This window comes from Nocardia sp. NPDC051321, from assembly GCF_044455225.1.
GTDB lineage: Bacteria > Actinomycetota > Actinomycetes > Mycobacteriales > Mycobacteriaceae > Nocardia.
Genome location: NZ_JBITEM010000003.1, coordinates 37,127 through 57,655, shown reverse-complemented (window position 1 = coordinate 57,655; position 20,529 = coordinate 37,127). Strand labels below are relative to the sequence as shown.

Below are 20,529 nucleotides of genomic sequence, written 5' to 3'. Positions count from 1 at the left end.
CGTGTTGTCATCCACAAGGCAGAGGTGGCGGCTGGGCGGCTCGCTCTAGGGTGAAGGTCCGTGGCCGGATGGCCGCCCTTGGGGCCGTCGACGATCACGGTCACCCCATCCCTGGACGTCCGGGACCGCCGGTTTGGACCAGCAACGTGCCTAGTCGATGTGCGGTGTCCGTCGCGGCGCGACGCGCGACCGCGATGGTGATCGCCGGTCCGGTGGGATCGGCGTAGTTCAACGGGACTTGGAACTCGCCGCAACGCGGGTCTGCTGAGGCGAGGCGGGTGCGGAGCTCGTCGTCCGGTCCGGTCCGGCAGTCGTGCCAGGTGATCGATTGGTTGCGGAGCTGGGTCGGCAGTGCGGTCGGTGTCTCGTTCGAGGCGGTACCGCAGGGGATACCGGTGCCCGAGTCGCACGAAGATTTAGCCCGGTGTTTGTTCGGCATATGCCACTTGTCGCCGATACTTGAATCAGCAAGAGGGAATACATAACTCGATCCATGGCGCGCAGCAGGGTGGGTGCGCGGAGCTATTCGGAAGGGATTTGTTCTTGATGCGAGGTAAAGCTGTATTGGTTGGCCTGTGTGCGGCCGCCGCGATCGTGCTTTCGGTGCCGCCCACCGCCAATGCGTGGGGGCCGCAGGGGCACAACACCACCGGTGCCATCGCCGACCTGCGGCTGAGTGCACCGGCCCGGGGCGAGGTGGCCCGCCTGCTGTCCGGCGAAGCGAACCCGACGCTGGCCGGTGTGTCGAACTGGGCCGACGAGGTGCGCAGCAACGATCCGGAGCTGGGGAAGATCTCGGCACCGTGGCATTACGTCAACATCGCCGAGAACGGTTGCGTCTACGACCCCGCGGTGAACGGCAACGATGGCCAGAACGTCATCGAGGCGCTGCGGCGGCAGACGGCGATCCTCGCCGACCGGTCCCGCGCGGACGCCGACCGGCGCCAGGCCCTGAAGTTCATCGTCCACTTCGTCGGCGACATCAATCAGCCGATGCACGCCGGGTACGCGCGCGACCGGGGTGGCAACGAGATCAAGGTCCAATATCTGGGCCGCAGCACCAACCTGCACTCGGTGTGGGACAGCCGAATGCTCGATACCCGCCACGCCACCGATGCCGACGAGGTGCAGCGACTGCTCGCGTTGCCCGCGCCCAACCTGCCACCCGCGCAGCCGGATAGCGATCCGATCCGATGGGCCCAGGACAGCTGCCGCATCATCGAAACTCCGGGCGTTTATCCGGACTCGGCCACCATCGGTGACGAGTACACCCGAAAGTTCTTGCCGGTAGCCGAAACCCAGCTCCGCCTCGCCGGGGAGTTGCTCGGTCAGCTGCTCAACACGGTGCTCGGCACGCCGACCGGATCCGCCGCCGGGTAACCGTCGCTCAGAATTGGTCAGCGAGAACGGGACCCGTGTACAGCAGCGCGTTGTCGCGGTCGTACACCCTGGCGGAGAAACGATCCAACGTCTCGTAATTCTCGCCGCGGTCGTCGCTCTCGAACATGAACGGCACCTCGTCCTCGGGTGCCGCGTAGGCTCTGCGCAGCTGGCTGAGCCTACGTTCGCTCGGCAGATCGATGGTCACGGCGTAGGTGTGCGCCACCACATCGGCCGCGAACACCGTGCCGTTCTCGCTGATCACTTCCAGTTTCCCGGCTTCCGGAGCGAGCACCCCGCACAGCCCCGACTCGATCACCGTGTTGACGGTGAAGGGCCGGTCGGCGAAGTCGCCGCCGAGCCCGCCGCCGGCGAAGGAGTCGAGGTGGCCTTCTTCGAAGATGAGCACCGCTCCGTCGCCGGAGTCGTGGTATGCCAGCAGGATCGAGTTGGCGACGGCGGTGTGCGCGCCGACGCGGGCGCCGGGATGCCAACCGGCGTGCGAAATCGCCTGTACCGGTAGGCCGTTGGCCTCAGCCATCTGGTACGCCTCGGCGAGGGTGCGGATCTCCGTCATCCAGTCGGTGCGCTGGTCGCGGGTGGTATGCCGATCTCGCGCGGCACGAAAAGCGTCGGTGAAGGCCTGCAGTTCGGCCATCATCAGCACGTCCTGGCTGGCCTCGATGACCAGGTCGGCCTCGTCGAGGTCTAGCTCGAGCTCCTTCGTCAACCGCGCCAATTCGGTGGCCGCGGCAACGCGTTTGGCCTCGGTGGACAGATACATGTCGGCTGTGGCCTGCAGCCGGACCATGATCTCCCGGAATTGTTCCTTCGCTTCGAGCCGCACTTCGCTTGATCTGGTCACAATGCTTCGGCTTCCTTTGCCACTCGACAAACCGACCCCGCCAGCCTGGCACGCGCACCTGCCGAACGCCGCTGGCGTACATAACCTCGCCGTCAGCGAGCCATCATTTCCCTGAGCCGCAACCGAATTCACGCAGGGTTCGGGCCGGTATCCGAGGCGAGCACGGCCAATTGGCGCAGCCGCTCGAGGTACCGGAGTTCCGCTTCTTCGGTGATGAGCGGCAAGACCTGGTCCAGTTCGGCGAGACGCTTGCGCAGCGTGCCGATGCGTTCGGTATCGAGGGAACCGCCGTTGTCATGCCAGACGGATACACAGCCTGCGATGGCCGCGTCGAGCAACGCCATCTCGACGCCCGCCGACCGCACGCTGTGCAGCCGGGCGGGGAAGGGCGTGCGCATGTGTTCCTGCCATAGACGGCCCATGACAGCTAGCTGCTCACTCATGTGGCTCATTCTCGTTGGTCGAATGCGTTGCCGCACAACATATCAGAGCCGGGTACCGTTATCCAGGGTGCGGTCCGATATGCGCGAATTCGCTCAGCGCTGGATCAGCTGCCAGAGGTGGCAGCCGATCTCGAGTAAGCCCGCCGCGGCGGCGCCGGTGATGAGCCCGCTGGCTGCCATGCGGAGCAGGTGCCGAGGGCGTCCGTCGCGTTGATTTCGTGGTCGTCGCGAGAACGGATCGATCATCGCGACCGATCCCGCGATACCGCCGTTTCGATGAATGTTTCGACGCGGGCCGTGCCGCGCGAGAAATCGGCTTCCACTGTCGGCCATTGGGTTTCGGTGGCAGTCTTCGCGTGCTGGAGTAGATATCCGCCGCTTTCGGTGCCCGAGTCTATTAGGTAATAGTCGATCCAGCAGCACAGTTGATGGTAGTCGTGGGGGTAGGTACCGAAATAGGTGGTTCGCCGCACCCGATCGGATATTCGAGCGAGTGGCTCGTGCGCGACGTCGGCACTGCCCAGGTTCGCCAAATCGGCTGCCGTGTTCAGGATGTCCTCGGTGTCGGTGAGGTAGTCGAACACGAATGCGGTCTGGACCGAGTTGGCGGCGAAATCACCGTCGAGCGACGGCAGGTGAACCTCGCAGCTGAGCACGCCGGGGAGCTCGGCATACCCGCGCACGGACGACCAGCCTGCCAGCGGTTCCGCCTGACCGACGAGGGCGGCGAGACTGCCCGGCGGCGGTGCGAGCCGGAACCCGGCACCGGCCGCGGCGAGTCGGGTCAGCAGTGGCGCCTCGGCGGTCTCGGTCATGATGTCCTCACTCTCACAGCACACAGGGGGCGAAGTGTTCGATCACCGCGAAAACGATCAGGAATCCGGCGGCGGCCGACAATCCGTAGACAACCGTGTCCAACCGATAACTCAGGTAGTCGGTATCGAGCTTCAGATTCCGGAACCTGAACGGTTTGCCATGTCGGCTCATCGCGTCACCTATCGAATAGGAAATGTTTGACACCAAGCGCGGCGTTCTTCCCGACTTCGGAACCGATGGCCGCGCCGATACCCGCGCCGATCGCGGTACCGACGGGTCCGGCCATCGACCCTACGGCTGCCCCGGCCAGCGCACCACCCAACGCGCCGCCGACTACCTCGCCGCCGATCACCGCACCGGCTTCGCCACCGTCATAGGTGCCGTTCTGGTAGCCGCTGACGCCGTCATAGACGCTCAGCCCTAGTCCGACGCCGAATCCGGCACGGCCGAGGCCCTTGAAGACCGTGCCCATGCGCTCGGCTTCCTCGGCTGTCGCCGGGACCCACGCGTGCTTGCCGGAGGGATCTACGGTCTCGACCATGCGAGTGCCGAATTCCTGAGTGCCTGCGGCGGCACCGGTAGCGGCTCTGCCCGCCCACGGGTCCTCGTCCTCGCTGCCTGGCGAGAATGTGGTCACCGTATCGGGGGTGGCGGGGACGGTGACCTGGGAGTGGTTGCCGTTGCCGTCGACACCGGTGTAGGTGTGCTCCGGCTGACCAGAGGTGAGCAGGCCTGGGCCGGAACTGGTTGTCGGAGTGGATTGTTGGGGTGCGAACGTGGTCACCGTATCGGGGGTGGCGGGGACGGTGACCTGGGAGTGGTTGCCGTTGCCGTCGACACCGGTGTAGGTGTGCGCCGGCTGACCGGAGGTGACCAGGCCGGGGCCGCTTTCGGAATCCGCGCGGACCTGCGTGACGTTCAGCAGACGCGAAGGCCGGAGTCCGCGCGGACGCATACCACCGGCCGCGAAGGCGGCCGCTCCGGCCAAGAGCAACAACGGGATTCGACCGTCGTTCCCGTGCCCGGCATCGGTGGTCGGCGGTAACTGTTCGGGTGCTGGACTGGGCGGCGGCGGGTCCGGCACGATTGCTGCTGGACTCGGCGTGGCCGCCGGGTGTTCCGGAGGTGGCACCGGGGACGGAGGCTGTGCGTCCGCTGGTGGTTCGGCCCGTATCGGCGCGGGTGCGGTCGCCCGATCGCCCGGCGATGGAGTTCCCGGCACGGCGACGATCGGCGCGCCGTTGCCGGACGGTAGTGGTGGGGGTGTCAGCGCGCCGGCTCGACTGCCGCCACCGCTGTTGATCGGGGGTTGGCCGGGCATCGCTGGCGCGGGCAGCGGTGCCGGCGTCGGCGGACCCGGAGGTGGTGTCGGCGGGAGCGAGGGGGTATCGACGCAGGGCCAGCCCGGGTGCATTTGCTGCCACTCCGCACACGGAACCGCGGCGGCCCTGGGCGTGGCGAAGGGGGCGAAGCCGATGCTGATGCCCGCCGCGGTGGCGGCGAGGGTGGCTCCGGTCAGCCGGTTGATCGTTCCTGGGCGGTTCATCGGCGGCTCCGGCGGGCCTTGACCTGTGCGTAGACGATGTCGGCGCCCCACCAGGTCAGGCGTCCGCTGATGGACATGTACAGGAAGAACGCCAGGTACACCAGGATCGCGCCGTAGTCGTCGGCCCAGCTCGGTATCCGGTCCAGGTGGGCGAAGGCGGCGATCAGCATGAACAGTCCGGCCAGCAGCGCCACCGGTGCCAGTGCGGCATTGTCTGATTCCGCCGCGGGGTTGGTCATACCGTTCGATCTCCTTCGAATGCCGCCGTCAGCGATGAAAAGCTGTGTGCGGGTGGTGGTTACAGCCAGATCGGGTCGCCGTAGGCGGTGGTGGTGTTGTCCGCGGTGGGGGTGGACATGGTCGCGGTGGCGAAGGAGCGCAACGAGACCGGGCCCATGCAGGCATCGACCTTGACTTCGACCTGATCCATGGCGATAGACGCGCGTCCGGAAGCCAACGCCTTCTTGCCGAATTCGACGGTCGCGATGGACCCGGGCTTGAGCGTGGTCGAAACATTGGGCGAGACCGAAGCATTCACGCCGAGGCTGACGCTGGGCGGGTAGGAGATGTTGAGCGAGGCGTTGGGGCCGACCGACATGCCGAGGCTCGTGGTAAGGCCGCTGGAAACGTCTATCTGGCAACCGATTTGATAGCCGAAGCTGACGACCGCGGCGTTGACGGGCTGGTTGCCTTTGCCGGTGACCTCGGCGACCGCCTTCAACGACACGAAACCTTCGCGGGTGAACATTGTCGCGGCCAGATTCGGGTAGCGGTCGAGGGTCTCGGCGGTCTTGGTGACCGTCAGTGTCCAGCCGTCATCGGTCGCGACCACCCGCGTCTTGTCCGCGACCGCGTCGGCTGAAGCAGTGCCCTGGCCATTAGCCAGCAATCCAGCGGTGATCGAGCATGTCCAGAGCACCGCAGCTACGCCGCTTCGCCGAAACGCAACCCAGCTCATCGAAATCCATCCTTGTCGCGTCGAGATACGGCTCTGAACCCGCCGGAGCGGGTTCTCCCATGAGGTAAGGAAAACGCATCAGCTATTACTTGGCAAACTATGGGCGTCTACCAAGGGTCGCCGTGATCGCTCGTTCACCATCTGGACACCTGACTTGTGCTGGCAGGGGCCGGTAGTCGAGGTTTCAATGATCGATTCGTGGCGTGCGTCACGCGGCGTCCGTTACCTGAAGGCGCGCGACCAAGGCCGCGGACGCGAGAACGGGCCCGTGGTGTCCACGGGCCCGTTGTCGATCGGACGGTTACTGCTTCGAGGTCACTACCGCGTAGAGATCGTCATACACCTTCGGCTTGGCCGGAGGCGGGGTGACCGAACGGGGTGCGCGCTTCGCGTTCGCGTCGAATGTCGCATCGGTCGGCTTGTAGGCGGGCTTGCCCTTATCGGTGAGCCAGGTCTTGAACAACGCGTTCGTGCTGCGGCCCGATACGGCGTTGGCCATGTCGATGAAGTCGGCGATCTTGGCATTGCCGTACTGGTATTTGGTCAGCCACTCCCGGATCAACCGGAAGAAGACATCGTCATCATTGAGCGCGCTGCGCAATGCCTGGATGGCCAATGCGCCTCGGGTGTACAACTCGGCGGGCAGGACGTCGGCTGGCCCCGGATCGGTCAGCACGACATTCCAATTGATCCTGGTCGAGGTGGCGTAGGCGTAGTCGGCGATTTCCGCCGCCGTGCCGGTGCCGTTCTTCTCCGACCACAGGTATTCCATGTAGCTGGCGAAGCCTTCGTTCAGCCAGCCGTCTTTCCAGGTGGCGACGGAGGTCGAGTCACCGAACCACTGGTGCGCGTTTTCGTGCACCACGACCGAATCGTTCTTGCCGCGCTTGAAGAATCCGTCGGTGTATGTCGGCCTGCTCTGGGTCTCCAGGGCGAAGCCACCCATCCGCGCGTCCACGATGCCGCCGGTCGCCTCGTACGGGTACGGGATGAGCGAGCTGGCCAGCCAGTCCACGATCTCCGGTGTCCGCTCGATGCTCGACTTGGCGTTGGCGCGAATGGTCGGGTCCAGGTCGGTCGCGTAGGCGTTGAGGTTCGGTCGCGCCGGGGTGCCCGCGTCCTGGCCGCTGCGCTCGTATTTGCCGATGGCGAGGAAGGTGGCGTAGGTCATCTGCGGCGCCTTGCTCAGCCAGTTGTGCCGCTTCCAGCCCGGAATCGTCTGGGTGACACTGGTTTCGACGCCGTTGGACAGGACGTCGCGATCCTCCGGCGCGAGTACCGACACCGCATAGGTCGCCTTGTCGGTCGGGTGGTCGTTGCTCGGGTACCACCATTCGGCGGAGAACGGCTCGTTGGAAATCAGTGCGCCGCCCGCGTTTTCGATCCAGTTACGGGCGCCTGCCGCATTCTGCACCCGGGACGGGATGTCGTTGTAGGCGACCACGGTGGTGAATTCGGCGCCAGGCGCCAGGTTCACCGGCACCGTAACGGCCAGCTTGTCTTTGCCGAGTGTGTATTTCGCGGGCTTGTTCTGGATAAGCACCGACTGCGTCTGGAGCAGGAAGTCGAAACCGATCGCCGTACCGGCCTTCAAATCCTGCTTGGCCTTGGCGGTGATCGTTGTGGTGCCGGAAAGCCTTCCGGAGGACGGATCGAATTTCAGATCAATGCTGTAGTTGGATACATCATATGCGGCGCTGCCGATATTCGGGAAATTGGGATCGCCGATTCCGGTCAGGGTCGCCGCGGCGGCTGTGCCTGCATTCGAAGCCAATGCGGCGACCACCAGCAGTGGAACAGCTCGTGCCGAGGTCGTGCGCAACAAGTGAAAACGTCTCATGGTATAAGAACTCCAATGTGTCAGACACAGGGGTAATTTCGAGCAGATACCAAGAGAATCACAGTGGAGTACCCCATCTCCAGTGGAGATCAACTGGGGATTTCGATCAGGTGAGTAGGCATTCCGCAATGGCGCGGAAATTCTGCGCAGAATGCCTAGTTGTGCTGTCTCGGAGGTGCTTTCACCTGATCATCCGGGCCGGGTGGGGAGGCTGAGACGCTGACGTATGCAACTGAGCTTTTCGTCGATGGTTCGTCGATCCGCCGACGGCTTGACTAGGAGCATGACAACAACGAAGAACGAAACCATCCTCGTCACCGCGGGCACCGGCAAGGTGGGCCGCCGAGTGGCAGAACAGTTGGCCACCAAGGGATTCCCCGTTCATATCGGCTCCCGTTCGGCGCAGCTCGGGTTCGATTGGGAGGATCGGAGCACCTGGGCTCCCGTGCTCGACGGTGTGCGAGCCGCGTTCGTGATGTACACCCCGGATATCGGGGATCCTCGTGCGGCAGAGACGATTCGGGCGTTCAGCGAACTGGCCGTTGCGAACGGCGTCGCGCGGCTGGTGCTGCTGTCCGCTCGCGGTGAGGACCAGGCCGCCGCTGCCGAGGCTGCGGTGCGCGAGAGCGGCGCCGAATGGACCGTGCTGCGGGCCGCGTGGTTCAACCAGAACTTCGACGAGGGCGTTTTCACCGATATGGTGCTCGGCGGTGCGGTTGCCTTCCCTGCGGGACAGGTGCTGGAGCCTTTCGTCGACTCCACCGATCTCGCCGAGGTCGCGGCGCTGGCGCTCACCGAGGACGGGCACGCGGGCCAGAACTACGAACTGACCGGCCCCCGGCTGCTGACCTTCGGCGACGCGGTCGAGGCGATCGCCAAGGAGACCGGGCGGGAGGTGCACTACATTCCGGTGACCGGTGCGGAATTCGGCGCGGTGCTGGAAGCCGAGTTCGGCATGCCTGCCGAGGAGGTGGCGGGCATGCTCGACATCTTCGCGACCCTGCTGGACGGCCGCAACGCCAAGGTGACGAATACCGTTCGCCGCCTGCTCGGCCGGGAACCGATCGACTTCGCCGACTACGTGCACGACGCCGTCGCGGCAGGCGCTTGGGCATAGCCGGGTGTGGTCCGACGTTCCGAAACAGAAGGCCAGGTCCGGCTTTCAGACCTGGCCTTCGTTATCGGATCAGGCGAACGTCACCTGCGCCGTGACGGTCAGGGTCGACAGGCCATCGGTCCGGCAACCCGCGTTGGGTCGCGCATCCCGCGCCGCCACCGTGATCGCGTCACCCTTCAACTGCCCGCCGGTGACGGCGGCGTTGAACGCCAACCCGGTGAACGGATCGGGATCGATCCGCCAGCCGAACGCGCTGTCGCCGCCGGACACCCAGGCGATCGTGCCGTTTCCCTTCGCGGTGACAAGCAATCCGCACGGATTGAAGCCACCGGCGGTGGCCGTCGCCGACCCGGTGCCGGTCAACTTGCCGGTGCGCAGGTCAGCGTGCTGACCATTGCGCGAGGCGCAGTTGCTGAGATCGCCGCTGATCGACACATTCGCGCCGCCACCAGCCCGCAGCGGGGGAGCGAGGGTGAGCTTGAAAGTCGCCGAGCAACTGAGGTCCCCATCGGCGGCCTGAGCCGGTGCCGCCGGAAGGAAAGCAAGGGCCGCGGCGAGCGGTGCCGCCGCGGTCATCATGGTCAGAATTCGAAAGCGTCGCCGTACCATCTTCGTACCTCCTACTACTGTGCTGTTCACACGCTGTTCAGGGGACGAGCAAGCCCCCGCCGCCATGTCTCTGCGCCGAGGGCGAGCCCACGATACGATTTCTGCACCGCCAATACCGAAACCCGTTGCCCCCCACTGCGTGACGTGCGCTAACGCGCAACTGGGGAAGCAGCTCGCCGAGGGTTAGACCGGGACGCCGCCGTAGGTTCTGCGGTGTTTGGCTTCGAGGAAGGACAGGACGCCGAAGGCCATGAGGCCCAAGGAGATCAGGATGAGCAGCCAGGGGCCGAAGGGCTTTGTGACGAAGTCGCGCAGGACCGCGTCGATGCCCTTGGCTTCGGCGGGGTCGTAGTTCAGGCCGGCGATGACGGCGGCGAGGCCGATGCTGAGCACGATCGCGCCGCGGGCGAGATAGCCGATCCGGCCGAGCCAGATGACGGCTTCGCGGGCGCCGTGCGTCATCCAGCCCATCCGCAGGTCCTCGGCGAACCGCAGGCTGAGGCCGAGCATGGTCTGCCAGATGCCGAAGGCGATGATGGCGAGGCCGATCAGCAGCACGACGATCTGCCCGCCGTCCCAGCTCAGGATGCGGGCGGTCAGGTCGCGCGCGATGGCGTCGCTCGGCTTCGGTGTCCGGCCGTGCACGACGTAGCGGAAGGTGCCCAAAAAGGCGAGGGCATAGACGATTCCGGAGATCACGGCATAGAGCCGGTGTCCGGCCGAATACGTCCGCCGGGCGCCGGCGATTTGGGTGACTCGCCAGACGACCAAGGCGGCGAAGCCGAACACCAGGATCCACAGCAGCAGGTAGCCGAGGGGTTTGGTCGCGATCGCGGCCAGCGCGCCGCCGCCGTCCGGCTCGTGCTCGGCGGTACCGATCGCCAGCATGAAGCCGATGATGCCGATGGTGAGGTAGGCGATGCCGCGCGCGATGAAGCCGAATCGCGCGGCCGTTTCCAGCCCGCTCGAGGTCGTTGACCTGCGCCGGCGATAGTCGCCGGCTCGTCGGCCCCAGCCGGACCGGCCGCCGCGCCTCGTGCCGACTCGGTCGTGTCGTCGATTACTGGTCGCGTTACGGAAGATACTCATGGTTGTTCCTCATCTCTTCAACGGCCGTAATGCCCACTTCCCGCCGATTGACACCGGGCGCGAAAATTCAGATCTACTGCGGGCCGGGCAAAGTCGGCGCCGGGCGTCGAGACCAGGTGGATCGGCGGGCGGGATCAACTGGCGGCACGACTGGGGAACGCCGGCACCGGCCGAATGGCGCTGATCGGAACGGGTTGTGACGCAGGACATATCGGGATGCGCCGACTGGAGGAGGAATTGGTCGGACGAATCGCTTACCGTTTAGGGCGTTATGAACCTTTTCGCGACAGTCGTGCACCTGGTCGCCAGGCTGCATGTGGATCTCGGCCGGTTGGCCGCGCAGCTGTGTAGCTGACGCGCGCTCAGCTCACCAGATCCTCTGATTGTCTTGGATGGTTCCCTTGTCTTCACCTAGTTCGCGCAGCCGTGTCCTGAACCCGGCGCGCTGGTCGTTCGGCGTCCAGATCCTGCTCGGTTTAGTGGTCGGTATCGCCGCTGGTTTTATTGCCCGCGCCACCGGCTCGGCCTGGCTCACCAGCACGTTGACCCAAGTCGGCGGCATATTCGTGCAGCTGCTGAAGCTGGCGGTGCCGCCGCTGGTGTTCACCGCGGTGCTGGTGAGCGTCGCCGGGCTGCGGCATGTCACCAACGCGGCCCGGTTGGCCGGACGCACCCTGCTGTGGTTCCTCGGCACCGCGTTGATCGCGGTGGCGGTCGGCATCGTGCTCGGGCTCGTCACCAATCCCGGTCGCGGTGTCGAGCTGACCCTGGTCGGCGCCAAGGCGCCGGACTCGAAGGGCGGCTGGACCGACTTCCTCACCGGCATCATCCCGACCAACGTCGTCGGTGCCTTCACCAATGGCAATGTGCTGCAACTGGTGTTCCTCGGCGCGGTGCTCGGGGTGGCGGCGCTCGAGCTCGGCGATCGGGCCAAACCTTTTCTGACACTGGCGGAGTCGGTGCTGGAGCTGGTGCAGAAAGCGCTCTGGTGGGTTATCCGGCTCGCGCCGATCGGCACCGCCGGGCTCATCGGCAAGGCGATCGCCAGCTACGGCTGGAACCTGCTGCGGCCGTTGGCGACCTTCACGATCGCGGTCTACGTGGGTTGCCTCATCGTGCTGGTCGTCGTCTACCCGATCCTGCTGCGCGTTGTCGGTGGCGTGAACCCGATCCGCTTCTACGCGAAGGCTTGGCCCGCAGTGGAATTGGCTTTCGTGTCCCGTTCGTCGATCGGCACAATGCCGCTGACCCAGCGGATGGTCATCGAACGGCTCGGTGTGCCAAGGGAATACGCGTCGTTCGCGGTTCCGTTCGGGGCCACCACGAAAATGGACGGTTGCGCGGCGGTGTATCCCGCGCTGGCCGCCATCTTCGTCGCGCAGATCACCGGTACCCACCTCGACATTCGCGACTACCTGTTGATCGCCTTCGTCTCCGTGGTCGGCTCCGCGGCGACCGCCGGGCTCACCGGTGCGATCGTGATGCTCACCCTGACCTTGTCCACGCTGGGCCTGCCGCTGGCCGGGGCCGGCTTGCTGCTGGCCATCGACCCGATCCTGGACATGATCCGCACCGCGACGAATGTCGCGGGCCAGATGGTGGTCCCGGTCTTGGTGGCCAAGCGGGAGGGCATCCTCGACCAGGAGGTCTTCGACCAGCCCGCCGCACCCTTGACCGCAGCCGAACCCGAACCGGAGCAAGAGCCGCGAGAGGTGCCCGCCGCGGCATGATGACGCCGCCGTGGAAACGTGCTCAACCGACCTGTCGACCGGTGTCGGCGGGGTGGTAGGAGCGGGCGACCAGGGCGGAGCGGAGATACCAGAGCCCGGAGGGTTGGGAGGGGTCGAAGCCGGTGAGCTGGCCGATGCGCTTGAGTCGGTAGTCGACGGTGTTGGTGTGTACGTGCAGGGCGCGGGCGGTGCGTTGGCGGTTGAGGTTGTTGCTGATGTGCAGCTGGAGGGTTTCCAGTAGTTCCGCGTGCTCGTCGAGCGGGGTGAGCACAGCACCGAGGTATTCGCGGCCGGGGCCGGGCCGGGTGAGCTGGTATTCGAGGGCGAGTTCGTCGAAGCGGTACAGGCCGGTGACGCAGTGCAGCCGGTGCACCATGTCGAGCAGTTCGTGCGCCTGATCGACGGCACCGGGGATCTGTTCGGGTGTGGCCTCCATCAACGTTGCGGTGATGCCGACCTGGGCGGCGTGCGAGAGTCCCTCGATCAGCGCGTCCAGCTCGTCGTCGCGCTGCTGGTCGGCGGGCAGCAGGATGGTTCCGCCATCGATGCTGAGCAGCGACAGGGCGTTGCCGCCGCAGCGGGTGGCCAGCTCGGCTTGGGTGCGGCGCAGCTTGCGGCGCGCGACGACCTGGGTGTTGAGGGCCGGGTTGAGTTCGTCGCGGTGGCGTGGAATCGACACGGCCAGCACCACATAGGACTCGGCGATGGAGATACCGCATTCGCGCGCCATCGTCGAGGTCGGCCGCCCGCCGAGCAGCGCGGAGGTGAGGGTGTGCACCGCGGTGTGGTGCTCGCTGACCGCGGCACGCAATTCCCGGAAGTAGGCGCGGGAGATGGCGGAGGTGAGCGTGTGCAGTATCTCGATGTTCGTCTTGGAGCCGTCGACGAAGCTGTCGAAGTCCTTGACCGTCAGATTCGAGACGACGAGGTCCATGCCCATCTTGAAGCCGGCGTGAATGGCGTTGTGGATCGCGTCGATCGGCACGCCCTCGCGCGCCCACCCGGCGGCGGCCTCCTCGAGCTGTTCGACCTTCGCCGGGATGTTCTTGCCGTCCAGCATGCTGGCGGCGAGTTCGAGACAGACTCGGGTGATCGTGGTGACGTCGCCGTAGATCGCCTCGCCGGGCAGCGTTCCGCACGCCACGACGTTCTCGACGAAGTGGCCGACCATTTGCCGGGACAGGGCCCGTACGTCGCGTAAGGGAGTGGACATCGGTTTCCCGGAGATCGTCAGGTTCGGCCGGATCGGGCTGTCGACAGCCATGACAACTCCTTTGTCAGCATTAGCTATATAGCAGGTTCACACTAGCTATGCGGTTGCCGTTTGCGGTGTTTACCTGCCAATTTGTGAGAAGAGGACGGGGCGGCCCTTCGGTAGCTGTGATCGATCACAATGCGGTCTGTGCGGTGCGGCCGATATCGACTAGTATAAGTGCGAACTTATACAAGGAGGATGTCAATGCCCCTGCTCACCCACCCTGCCGCTATCGCCGGGCTTGTCGTGCGCGAGGTCCGCACCGGATCCCGCGACGGCGCGCCGACCAGGATCGCCATCGCCCGCCGGACCTACGGCACCGACCAGGCCGACCTGTGGGACGCGCTGACCAATGCCGAGCGGATACCGCGATGGTTCCTGCCGGTGAGTGGCGAGCTGAAAGTGGGTGGCCACTTCCAGACCGAGGGCAACGCGGGTGGAGTTGTGCAGGAGTGCGACGTGCCGGAGCGGTTCGCGATCACCTGGGAAATGGGCCCGCAGCTGTCGTGGGTGACGATCACCCTGACCGCCAATGACGAAGGCACGCAACTGGAATTGGCCCATGAGGCGCCCGTCGTTCCCGAATTCTGGGATCAGTACGGTCCCGGCGCGGTCGGTGTCGGCTGGGACCTCGGCCTGATGGCGCTCGGCCTGCACCTGGCGACCGGTGCCGCGGTGGACTCGGCCGAAGGGCTGGCCTTTCCGGCGACGCCTGAGGGGCTGGTGTTCGTCGAAACGGCGGCGCGCGGCTGGGCGGACGCGGCCGTCGCCGACGGTGACGAGCCGGGCGCGGCGCACGCGGCCGCGCAGCGAACGATCACCTTCTACACGGTCGAGTCCGAGGACGGCCCGCAGTCCTGATGACGGCTTCTCGCGAGAATATCTTCGAGGCGCTCGGCGATCCGGTTCGCCGATACATCCTCGAGCTGGTGGCGAACGGCGAGCAGTCGGCGGGCGCGGTTGTCGCTGCCGTGCAACGATTTACGAGCATCTCGCAGCCTGGTGTCTCGCAACATCTGAAGGTGCTTCGCGACGCCGGGCTGGTGCGTGTCCGTGCCGAAGGAACTCGGCGCGTCTACGCCCTCGATTCCGAAGGGGTGGGGGAGGCACAGTCTTGGCTGGCCGCGCTGGTCGACCCGCTGGCGCCGTTCGCTCAGCCGCTCGATGCCCTGGCGACCGAGGTCGCACGCGGCCAACGGGCTCGCCGGGCGGCCAAGCCGGGCCGTTCCGAGGAGTCCACCGGCGACGCTCGCCCCGCCTGAGTCCTCATCCGACCGAAGCGCCCTGCACCCTGTCTCGGCGTATGAAGGGCGCCTTCGGTCGGGTGTGTGCGTGTCGAGGAGGCTAGGGTGCGGTCGCTGGGAGTTCTGTGGTGTCGGGCTCGCCACGTCGGACGACGATGACGCCGCCGAGAATTAGTGCGCCGCCGAGTAATTGGATGACGCGAGGGGCCTCGCCGAGTAGTGCCCAGGCGAAGAGGAGTGCGGCGAGGACTTCGAAGAGGGCGACGAAGGAAGCGAGCCGGGAGCCGAGCAGGCGGGTGGCTGCGATGCCGGAGACGTAGGCCACGGCGGCGGTCACGATGCCGAGCGCCAGGATCGGCGGCCACCACGGGACGGTGAAGTGCTGGAAGACGACCGGGTTTGTCGTCGCGTGCAGCGGGACGATGCCGACCGCGCCCGCGGCGAGCAGGGCGAGTCCGCCGATGAGGAGTCCGCCCGCGGCCAGCACGGTGCCCGGCAGCGAGCCGTCACCGTGCGCCGAGAGCACGAAGTAGCCGGCTGCGCCGATCATCGCGGCGAGCGCCCAGGCGATGCCGACCCAGCTGGTGGACAGGCCCGAGCGCAGGTCGATGACCAGGAACAAACCGGTGATCCCGAGTGCGGCACCGGCGACCGTCGCGGCCCCGGGGCGTTCGCGATACCGCACCCACAGCCAGCCGACCACGGCTATCGGAGCGGTGTATTCGATGAGCAACGCAACGCCGACCGCCATGTGGGCGACCGCGTTGAAGTACGCCAGTTGGGTACCGGCGACGGCGACCAGTCCGTACGCGGTGATCAGGGATGCGTTGCGGCGCAACAGTTGCCAATCGCCGCGCAGCTGCCGCACCGCGATCGGCATGACCACGACGGCGGCCACCAGCACGCGGACCGCCACGACCGCCGCGGCGCTCCAGCCCGCGTTCATCAGGCCGCGGGCCAGCGAACCGGAGAGTCCAAACGACGACGCGGACAGCACCGCGAGGATCAGCCCGGAGCGGAGTCGCTGAGCGGCAATGTCATGGGTCATCGTAGCCATGGGTAATGACGCTATGGCCGGGATTGTAATATGTCAACATGATTTTTGCTCATGACACCGAGGAGTCGCTGGTGGCTGCGGTTGAGCTGGTCAATTCGGCGGAGGAGCCGGACACGCTGACCGAAACCGACCAGCTCGCAGCGTTTTTCGGCAAGCACGGCTACACCGGCGTGCACACCGGGGACGCCGACGAGCTCGCCGCGGTGCGTGCGCTGCGTGCGCCGCTGCGCCGAATGTTCACCAGCGATCGCGACACGACGACGCGGCTGGTGAACGAGACCCTGGCGCGCCATCGCGCGGTGCCGCAACTCGTCCGGCACGGCGACGTCGACTATCACATTCACGCGGTGCCGCCGGAGGCGCCATTCCCGGTGCGGATCGCGGTGGAGACGGCGATGGCGTTGATCGACCTGATCCGCACCGATGAGCTGAACCGATTGTCCATCTGCGCGGACAGTACGTGCGAGGGCATCGTGCTCGACCTGTCCCGCAACCGATCCCGCCGCTATTGCAGCACCGCATGCGGAAACCGCAATGCCGTGGCGGCCTACCGGGCCAGGAAGAAATGAGCGCGCGAGCGGCGGAATGGAACGCTAGAATAGGCGTTTCGTACCGAAATAGATAGTGTGCTGATCTCACATTGCGCGATCGGAACACCCGTTTTACTGTCAATTTGCACGCCAAGCTGGATGACCAGGGGAGATCCCGGGCGAACGCCCGGGTCCGTTGTCGACCAAAGGCGGTAATTCATTGACCGGCGACCGATCGATGTTCCGGACGTGGTGGCGCGACCCGGTCGATTACCGCGGTCTGGTCGAGACGTTCGAATCGCACGGTGCGCTCGGTCGATTCAAATTCATGCTGGGTGCCGGTGGGCTGGTGATGCTGCTGATCGCGGTGCTCGCCTCGGTGGCGCAGGGTGATGTCGCCGGGTGGGTCGGCGACGTGCAGGGCGGCGTCGAGGCGACCGTCGCCGGGTTGTGGACGTTGCGCTGGTGGTTTTTACCGTGGCCACGCGAAACCGAGTCGATCATCTGGATCGTGCTTTTCGATATCGACACCACCGCCAACGATTTGCTGGTGCACGATCGCGTCGTCGGAGTTCTGGGTGTTGTGCTGCTGACGGCGATGGGCGCGTACGTCACTGTGTTCCACGGTCCGAGGGTCCTGGCATTGCATGTCGGGTGGACCATACTGACGAGCATCGTGCTCGCGTTTCTGATGTTCCGCGGCGAGTTGGCCGATGCCACCCGCAGTCAGCAGGCGGATCGGAGCCGTGAAGACCTCGCCCTCGGCATCGCGGTCGTTCTCGTCATGCTCGTCGTGGTGGGCGTGATGCTGCCGTTCGTGCAGTTCTGTCATTGGCTGCTGCGGGCGGATGCCCAGTCGGACCCGCTGACCGGACTGTTGAACCGCCGCGGCCTCGATACCTACCTGTCCTCGCACATCGTGCATTGCCGTCGCGAGTCGGCCTACGTGGCGACGCTGGACATGGACCGATTCAAAGCCGTCAACGACACGTTCGGTCATCCGTTCGGCGACGAGGTGCTGACGCGGACGGCGCAGCGATTACGCGAGGCGGTGGAATCCGACGCGCTCATCGCGCGCACCGGCGGCGAGGAGTTCGTGATCGTCGGCTGTCTGCGCGAAGACGCCGCCGCTGTCGGCGAACGGCTGCGCGGTGCGATCGAGTCCATGCCCGATCTGCCGGTGGCGATCACCGCCAGCGTCGGCATCGCGGTCCTCGAGGGGACGCGTTCCGACAACCCCTACGACCTGGCCGCCTACCGCCGACTGCTGCGTCGCTCCGATTCGGCGATGTACCGGGCGAAGCGCCGAGGTGGCAACGCCGTCGCGATCGCGGGCAAGGACGAGCCGCCCCCGGCCCGCCCGCGGCGCAAACCCTCCGGTGTACCCGAGATCCACCCTGCGGCGACCACCGACGAGATCGGATTGCCCAGCGCCTCGCCCGGACCACATAGTTGACCTGAACCGCAGTGAGCAGTGTCATGGTGCCGGGCAGGCCGGTGCGGCGTAAGTTCGTTAATTAGCGAAATGCCGAAGGGTGGTGGGTGTGCTCGACGAGTGCAAAGCGCTGGCGAACGAGACCCGGTTGCGCGTGCTGGAGTGGCTCAAGGAGCCGGACGTGCACTTCCCGCAGCGTGGGGAGACCGCCGAACTCGGTGTGTGCGCCGGACTCATCCAGCAGAAGGCGGGTACTTCGGCGTCGACCATCTCGGCGCACCTGGCGATCCTGCAACGAGCGGGATTCCTCACCGGTACCCGGCGCGGGCAGTGGATCTACTACCGCCGCGACGACGCCCGCATCCGCGCCTTCACCGAACAACTGCATCGCGTTCTCTGACCTACGAAAGGCAACGTCCTATGTCGACTGCTCTGTCCATCCTCGACCTGGCGGTGATCGCGCCAGGTCAGTCCGCGCGCGACAGCTTCGGCAACAGCGTCGCCCTGGCGCAGGCCGCCGAACGCAGCGGCTACCGGCGCGTCTGGTACGCCGAGCACCACAACATGGGCTCGATCGCGTCCAGTGCCACGAGCGTTCTGATCGGGCATATCGCGGCGCACACCGACACCATCCGGCTCGGCTCCGGCGGCATCATGCTGCCCAACCACTCGCCGCTGGTGATCGCGGAACAGTTCGGCACCCTGGAGACGCTGTTCCCCGGGCGCATCGACCTCGGGCTGGGACGGGCGCCGGGCAGCGACCAGAAGACCATGCTCGCGCTGCGCCGCAACCCGTCCTCGGCGGACTCGTTCCCGCAGGACGTGCTGGAGTTGCAGGGGTATCTGACCGGGCAGTCGCGGATTTCCGGCGTACAGGCCGTGCCGCGGGCGGAAGGGGTTGTGCCGCTGTACATCCTGGGCTCCTCGCTGTTCGGTGCCCAGCTCGCCGCTCAGCTCGGGCTGCCGTACGCCTTCGCGTCGCACTTCGCACCGGATGCGCTGCACCAGGCGGTCGCCGTCTACCGCGACGGCTTCCAGCCGTCCGAGCAGTTGGCCGAGCCGTACGTGATGGCCGCGGTCAATGTGTTCGCCGCCGATGACCGCGAGGATGCGTTGGCGCAGAAGGCGATTGCCTGGCGCAACCGGGCACGGATGTTCATCAAGCGTGGCGCCGCCGATGTCGACTACAGCGATGCGGAGATCGACGCGTTCCTTGCCTCGCCGAACGGCCGTCAGCTCGCGTCGATGACCCAGTACACCGCGGTCGGCACACCCGCCGAAGTCGTTGCCTACCTTGACGATTTCGCCGCGGACATTCAGGCCGACGAGCTCATCCTCGCCCACCAGGCCACGCGGATCGACGACCGGGTGCGCTCGGTCGAGCTCACCGGCGCCGCCATGGCGGCCGCTGTGCACGTCGGCTAGCCACCTGGTCAATTCGGGCGCGGCGGTCGCTTCTTGGTCGCCTCGGCCGTGCCTTGATGGGTGACGATGATGAGCATGACGAGCAGGATCACGATCTCGAGGGTATTGAAGGCGAGCGGGTTTGTGCCCGAAGCGGTCTCGTCTTCGGCGGCGGCGGGAGGCGTTGCCGCGACGACGAATCGCCCTGGCCCAGCGGCCGATTCGGCATCGGCGCCGGCGATGGGTGCGGCCACCGGCAGGAACGGGAACGGCAGCGCGGGCAGTATCGACGGCGGGATCAAGAGCGGGAAGGTGGGGACGGGCGGGGTCGGCACGGTGGAGAGGGCGAGCAGGCAGGTCAGGACCGCGCTGCCGGTGACCGCGCTGCCGACGGCGGCGCTGCCGAGGGCTGAGCCGCTCGAGCCGAAGCCGGGTGGGATCACCGCGGAACCGGCGGAGCCGACCACCGCCCACCACGGCGGGGCGAGCATGCCCGGTCCGATCAGGCCGGAGCCTGCGGCCGAGCCGAGGAACAGCAGCGCGCCACCGGCTACGGCGCTGCCCGCGCACGCTGTCATGACGCTGCCGCTGTCGAGGCCGAGTGCGGCGGGGCCGACGGCGGCTGGTGTTGCCGAGGTCGGAGTTTCGCCGGTCTCGTTGTCGGCGGAGCTGCCGATATCGAGCTTTCCGCTCGCGGTGGGCGGTTTCGGCGGTTCGAGAGCCAGCAACCCGCGGTCGGATGTGCTGCCGGAGGAGACGTCCGGTATGAACGCGCTCCCGGTCGAGGCATCCGGCGTGATTGCGCTGCCGGTCGAAACATTGGGCGGCACGGCGCTTTCGGCGGGGACGTCCGGCGTGGCGGTGTCTTCGGCCGGGGCGCCTTGCGGCGGGGTCTTTCCGGTCGGGACATCTGGCGGAGGCTCGTTTCCGGCGGGGGCGTTTGGTGGCGGCGCGTTTCGCGCGGGGGTGTCCGCCTGGGGTGCCTTTCCGTAAGGAATCCCCAGCGAGTCGGCGGGGCCGGTCGAAACATTTTGTGGCACTGAACCTTCGGTCGAGACGTCGGACATGTCCGAGGGGGCAGTGCTTTCGGTCGTGACATCGGCGGTGGGTGGCGGCCCCAGGATCATCTCTTCGGCGGCGGATCGCCCGCCGAAGAACACTGCCGCAGGCACGCACGCGCTCACCACAACCAATCCTCGTGCGCCCCTTGT

24 protein-coding genes are annotated in these 20,529 nt (G+C 66.4%); 9 read left to right on the top strand and 15 right to left on the bottom strand.

The features are described from left to right. Positions 1 to 100 precede the first annotated feature (100 nt). Complete coding sequence (locus ACIA8C_RS07455) at positions 101 to 439, bottom strand: hypothetical protein (protein WP_397131963.1); 339 nt, start codon at positions 437 to 439, stop codon at positions 101 to 103. Positions 440 to 546: 107 nt separating this feature from the next. Between ACIA8C_RS07455 and ACIA8C_RS07450 the strand changes: the two genes are divergently transcribed. Continuing rightward, positions 547 to 1,380 (top strand): S1/P1 nuclease, encoded by an 834-nt coding sequence (locus tag ACIA8C_RS07450; protein WP_397131961.1) that lies wholly within the window; start codon positions 547 to 549, stop codon positions 1,378 to 1,380. Positions 1,381 to 1,387: 7 nt separating this feature from the next. Here the strand turns inward: ACIA8C_RS07450 and ACIA8C_RS07445 are convergent, their stop codons facing one another. From ACIA8C_RS07445 to ACIA8C_RS07405, 9 genes are all read right to left on the bottom strand, one after another. Beyond that, positions 1,388 to 2,245 carry a hypothetical protein gene (locus tag ACIA8C_RS07445; RefSeq protein WP_397131959.1) on the bottom strand — a complete coding sequence of 286 codons (858 nt, stop codon included), beginning with the start codon at positions 2,243 to 2,245 and terminating at the stop codon, positions 1,388 to 1,390. Between the two features lie 128 nt (positions 2,246 to 2,373). Beyond that, entirely contained in the window at positions 2,374 to 2,688 is a 315-nt protein-coding gene (locus ACIA8C_RS07440; protein WP_397131957.1) for a hypothetical protein, read from the bottom strand. Positions 2,689 to 2,781: 93 nt separating this feature from the next. Continuing rightward, positions 2,782 to 2,934 (bottom strand): hypothetical protein, encoded by a 153-nt coding sequence (locus tag ACIA8C_RS07435; protein ID WP_397131955.1) that lies wholly within the window; start codon positions 2,932 to 2,934, stop codon positions 2,782 to 2,784. Beyond that, positions 2,931 to 3,503, bottom strand: a complete 573-nt coding sequence (locus tag ACIA8C_RS07430) for a hypothetical protein (RefSeq protein WP_397131953.1) — start codon at positions 3,501 to 3,503, stop codon at positions 2,931 to 2,933. Before ACIA8C_RS07430 ends, ACIA8C_RS07435 begins: the two co-directional genes overlap by 4 nt. Before the next feature lie 13 nt (positions 3,504 to 3,516). Continuing rightward, positions 3,517 to 3,675, bottom strand: a complete 159-nt coding sequence (locus ACIA8C_RS07425; RefSeq protein WP_396993845.1) for a hypothetical protein — start codon at positions 3,673 to 3,675, stop codon at positions 3,517 to 3,519. 4 nt (positions 3,676 to 3,679) lie between these two features. Continuing rightward, positions 3,680 to 5,050 (bottom strand): hypothetical protein, encoded by a 1,371-nt coding sequence (locus ACIA8C_RS07420; protein ID WP_397131951.1) that lies wholly within the window; start codon positions 5,048 to 5,050, stop codon positions 3,680 to 3,682. Further along, complete coding sequence (locus ACIA8C_RS07415; RefSeq protein WP_397131949.1) at positions 5,047 to 5,289, bottom strand: hypothetical protein; 243 nt, start codon at positions 5,287 to 5,289, stop codon at positions 5,047 to 5,049. Before ACIA8C_RS07415 ends, ACIA8C_RS07420 begins: the two co-directional genes overlap by 4 nt. Before the next feature lie 59 nt (positions 5,290 to 5,348). Continuing rightward, positions 5,349 to 6,008, bottom strand: a complete 660-nt coding sequence (locus tag ACIA8C_RS07410) for an MspA family porin (RefSeq protein WP_397131947.1) — start codon at positions 6,006 to 6,008, stop codon at positions 5,349 to 5,351. A gap of 301 nt (positions 6,009 to 6,309) precedes the next feature. Then, a complete protein-coding gene (locus ACIA8C_RS07405; RefSeq protein ID WP_397131945.1) occupies positions 6,310 to 7,848 on the bottom strand; it encodes a M1 family metallopeptidase in 1,539 nt (512 codons plus the stop codon). A gap of 283 nt (positions 7,849 to 8,131) precedes the next feature. On the opposite strand from ACIA8C_RS07405, the gene ACIA8C_RS07400 reads away from it, so the two are divergent. After that, positions 8,132 to 8,965 (top strand): NAD(P)H-binding protein, encoded by an 834-nt coding sequence (locus tag ACIA8C_RS07400; protein ID WP_397131943.1) that lies wholly within the window; start codon positions 8,132 to 8,134, stop codon positions 8,963 to 8,965. Positions 8,966 to 9,034: 69 nt separating this feature from the next. Here the strand turns inward: ACIA8C_RS07400 and ACIA8C_RS07395 are convergent, their stop codons facing one another. Beyond that, positions 9,035 to 9,544: a hypothetical protein gene (locus ACIA8C_RS07395; RefSeq protein WP_397131941.1), complete on the bottom strand. Its 510-nt coding sequence runs from the start codon at positions 9,542 to 9,544 to the stop codon at positions 9,035 to 9,037. A 213-nt stretch (positions 9,545 to 9,757) separates the two neighbouring features. After that, on the bottom strand, positions 9,758 to 10,663 hold the full coding sequence (locus ACIA8C_RS07390) for a DUF1206 domain-containing protein (RefSeq protein WP_397131939.1): 906 nt from the start codon (positions 10,661 to 10,663) through the stop codon (positions 9,758 to 9,760). A gap of 392 nt (positions 10,664 to 11,055) precedes the next feature. Between ACIA8C_RS07390 and ACIA8C_RS07385 the strand changes: the two genes are divergently transcribed. Continuing rightward, positions 11,056 to 12,393, top strand: coding sequence for a dicarboxylate/amino acid:cation symporter (locus ACIA8C_RS07385; protein ID WP_397131937.1), 1,338 nt, complete (start codon positions 11,056 to 11,058; stop codon positions 12,391 to 12,393). Between the two features lie 22 nt (positions 12,394 to 12,415). Here the strand turns inward: ACIA8C_RS07385 and ACIA8C_RS07380 are convergent, their stop codons facing one another. Then, entirely contained in the window at positions 12,416 to 13,657 is a 1,242-nt protein-coding gene (locus ACIA8C_RS07380; RefSeq protein ID WP_397131935.1) for a PucR family transcriptional regulator, read from the bottom strand. A gap of 195 nt (positions 13,658 to 13,852) precedes the next feature. Between ACIA8C_RS07380 and ACIA8C_RS07375 the strand changes: the two genes are divergently transcribed. Continuing rightward, positions 13,853 to 14,509, top strand: coding sequence for an SRPBCC family protein (locus tag ACIA8C_RS07375; RefSeq protein WP_397131933.1), 657 nt, complete (start codon positions 13,853 to 13,855; stop codon positions 14,507 to 14,509). Beyond that, positions 14,509 to 14,910 (top strand): ArsR/SmtB family transcription factor, encoded by a 402-nt coding sequence (locus ACIA8C_RS07370; RefSeq protein ID WP_397131931.1) that lies wholly within the window; start codon positions 14,509 to 14,511, stop codon positions 14,908 to 14,910. The genes ACIA8C_RS07375 and ACIA8C_RS07370 overlap by 1 nt, the downstream gene beginning before the upstream one ends. Before the next feature lie 82 nt (positions 14,911 to 14,992). On the opposite strand, the gene ACIA8C_RS07365 is transcribed toward ACIA8C_RS07370, so the two are convergent. Continuing rightward, positions 14,993 to 15,949 carry an EamA family transporter gene (locus tag ACIA8C_RS07365; RefSeq protein ID WP_397131929.1) on the bottom strand — a complete coding sequence of 319 codons (957 nt, stop codon included), beginning with the start codon at positions 15,947 to 15,949 and terminating at the stop codon, positions 14,993 to 14,995. Between the two features lie 38 nt (positions 15,950 to 15,987). Here ACIA8C_RS07365 and ACIA8C_RS07360 point away from each other — a divergent pair, with 38 nt between their 5' ends. The 4 genes from ACIA8C_RS07360 to ACIA8C_RS07345 all read left to right on the top strand — a co-directional run bounded on the left by ACIA8C_RS07360 (position 15,988) and on the right by ACIA8C_RS07345 (position 19,339). Then, positions 15,988 to 16,518, top strand: a complete 531-nt coding sequence (locus ACIA8C_RS07360) for a CGNR zinc finger domain-containing protein (protein WP_397131927.1) — start codon at positions 15,988 to 15,990, stop codon at positions 16,516 to 16,518. Positions 16,519 to 16,699: 181 nt separating this feature from the next. Then, positions 16,700 to 17,935 carry a diguanylate cyclase domain-containing protein gene (locus ACIA8C_RS07355; RefSeq protein ID WP_397131925.1) on the top strand — a complete coding sequence of 412 codons (1,236 nt, stop codon included), beginning with the start codon at positions 16,700 to 16,702 and terminating at the stop codon, positions 17,933 to 17,935. 88 nt (positions 17,936 to 18,023) lie between these two features. Next, positions 18,024 to 18,314 carry an ArsR/SmtB family transcription factor gene (locus ACIA8C_RS07350; RefSeq protein WP_397131923.1) on the top strand — a complete coding sequence of 97 codons (291 nt, stop codon included), beginning with the start codon at positions 18,024 to 18,026 and terminating at the stop codon, positions 18,312 to 18,314. A gap of 20 nt (positions 18,315 to 18,334) precedes the next feature. Then, on the top strand, positions 18,335 to 19,339 hold the full coding sequence (locus ACIA8C_RS07345; protein WP_397131921.1) for an LLM class flavin-dependent oxidoreductase: 1,005 nt from the start codon (positions 18,335 to 18,337) through the stop codon (positions 19,337 to 19,339). An 8-nt stretch (positions 19,340 to 19,347) separates the two neighbouring features. On the opposite strand, the gene ACIA8C_RS07340 is transcribed toward ACIA8C_RS07345, so the two are convergent. Further along, positions 19,348 to 20,490 (bottom strand): hypothetical protein, encoded by a 1,143-nt coding sequence (locus tag ACIA8C_RS07340; RefSeq protein ID WP_397131919.1) that lies wholly within the window; start codon positions 20,488 to 20,490, stop codon positions 19,348 to 19,350. Positions 20,491 to 20,529 lie beyond the last annotated feature (39 nt).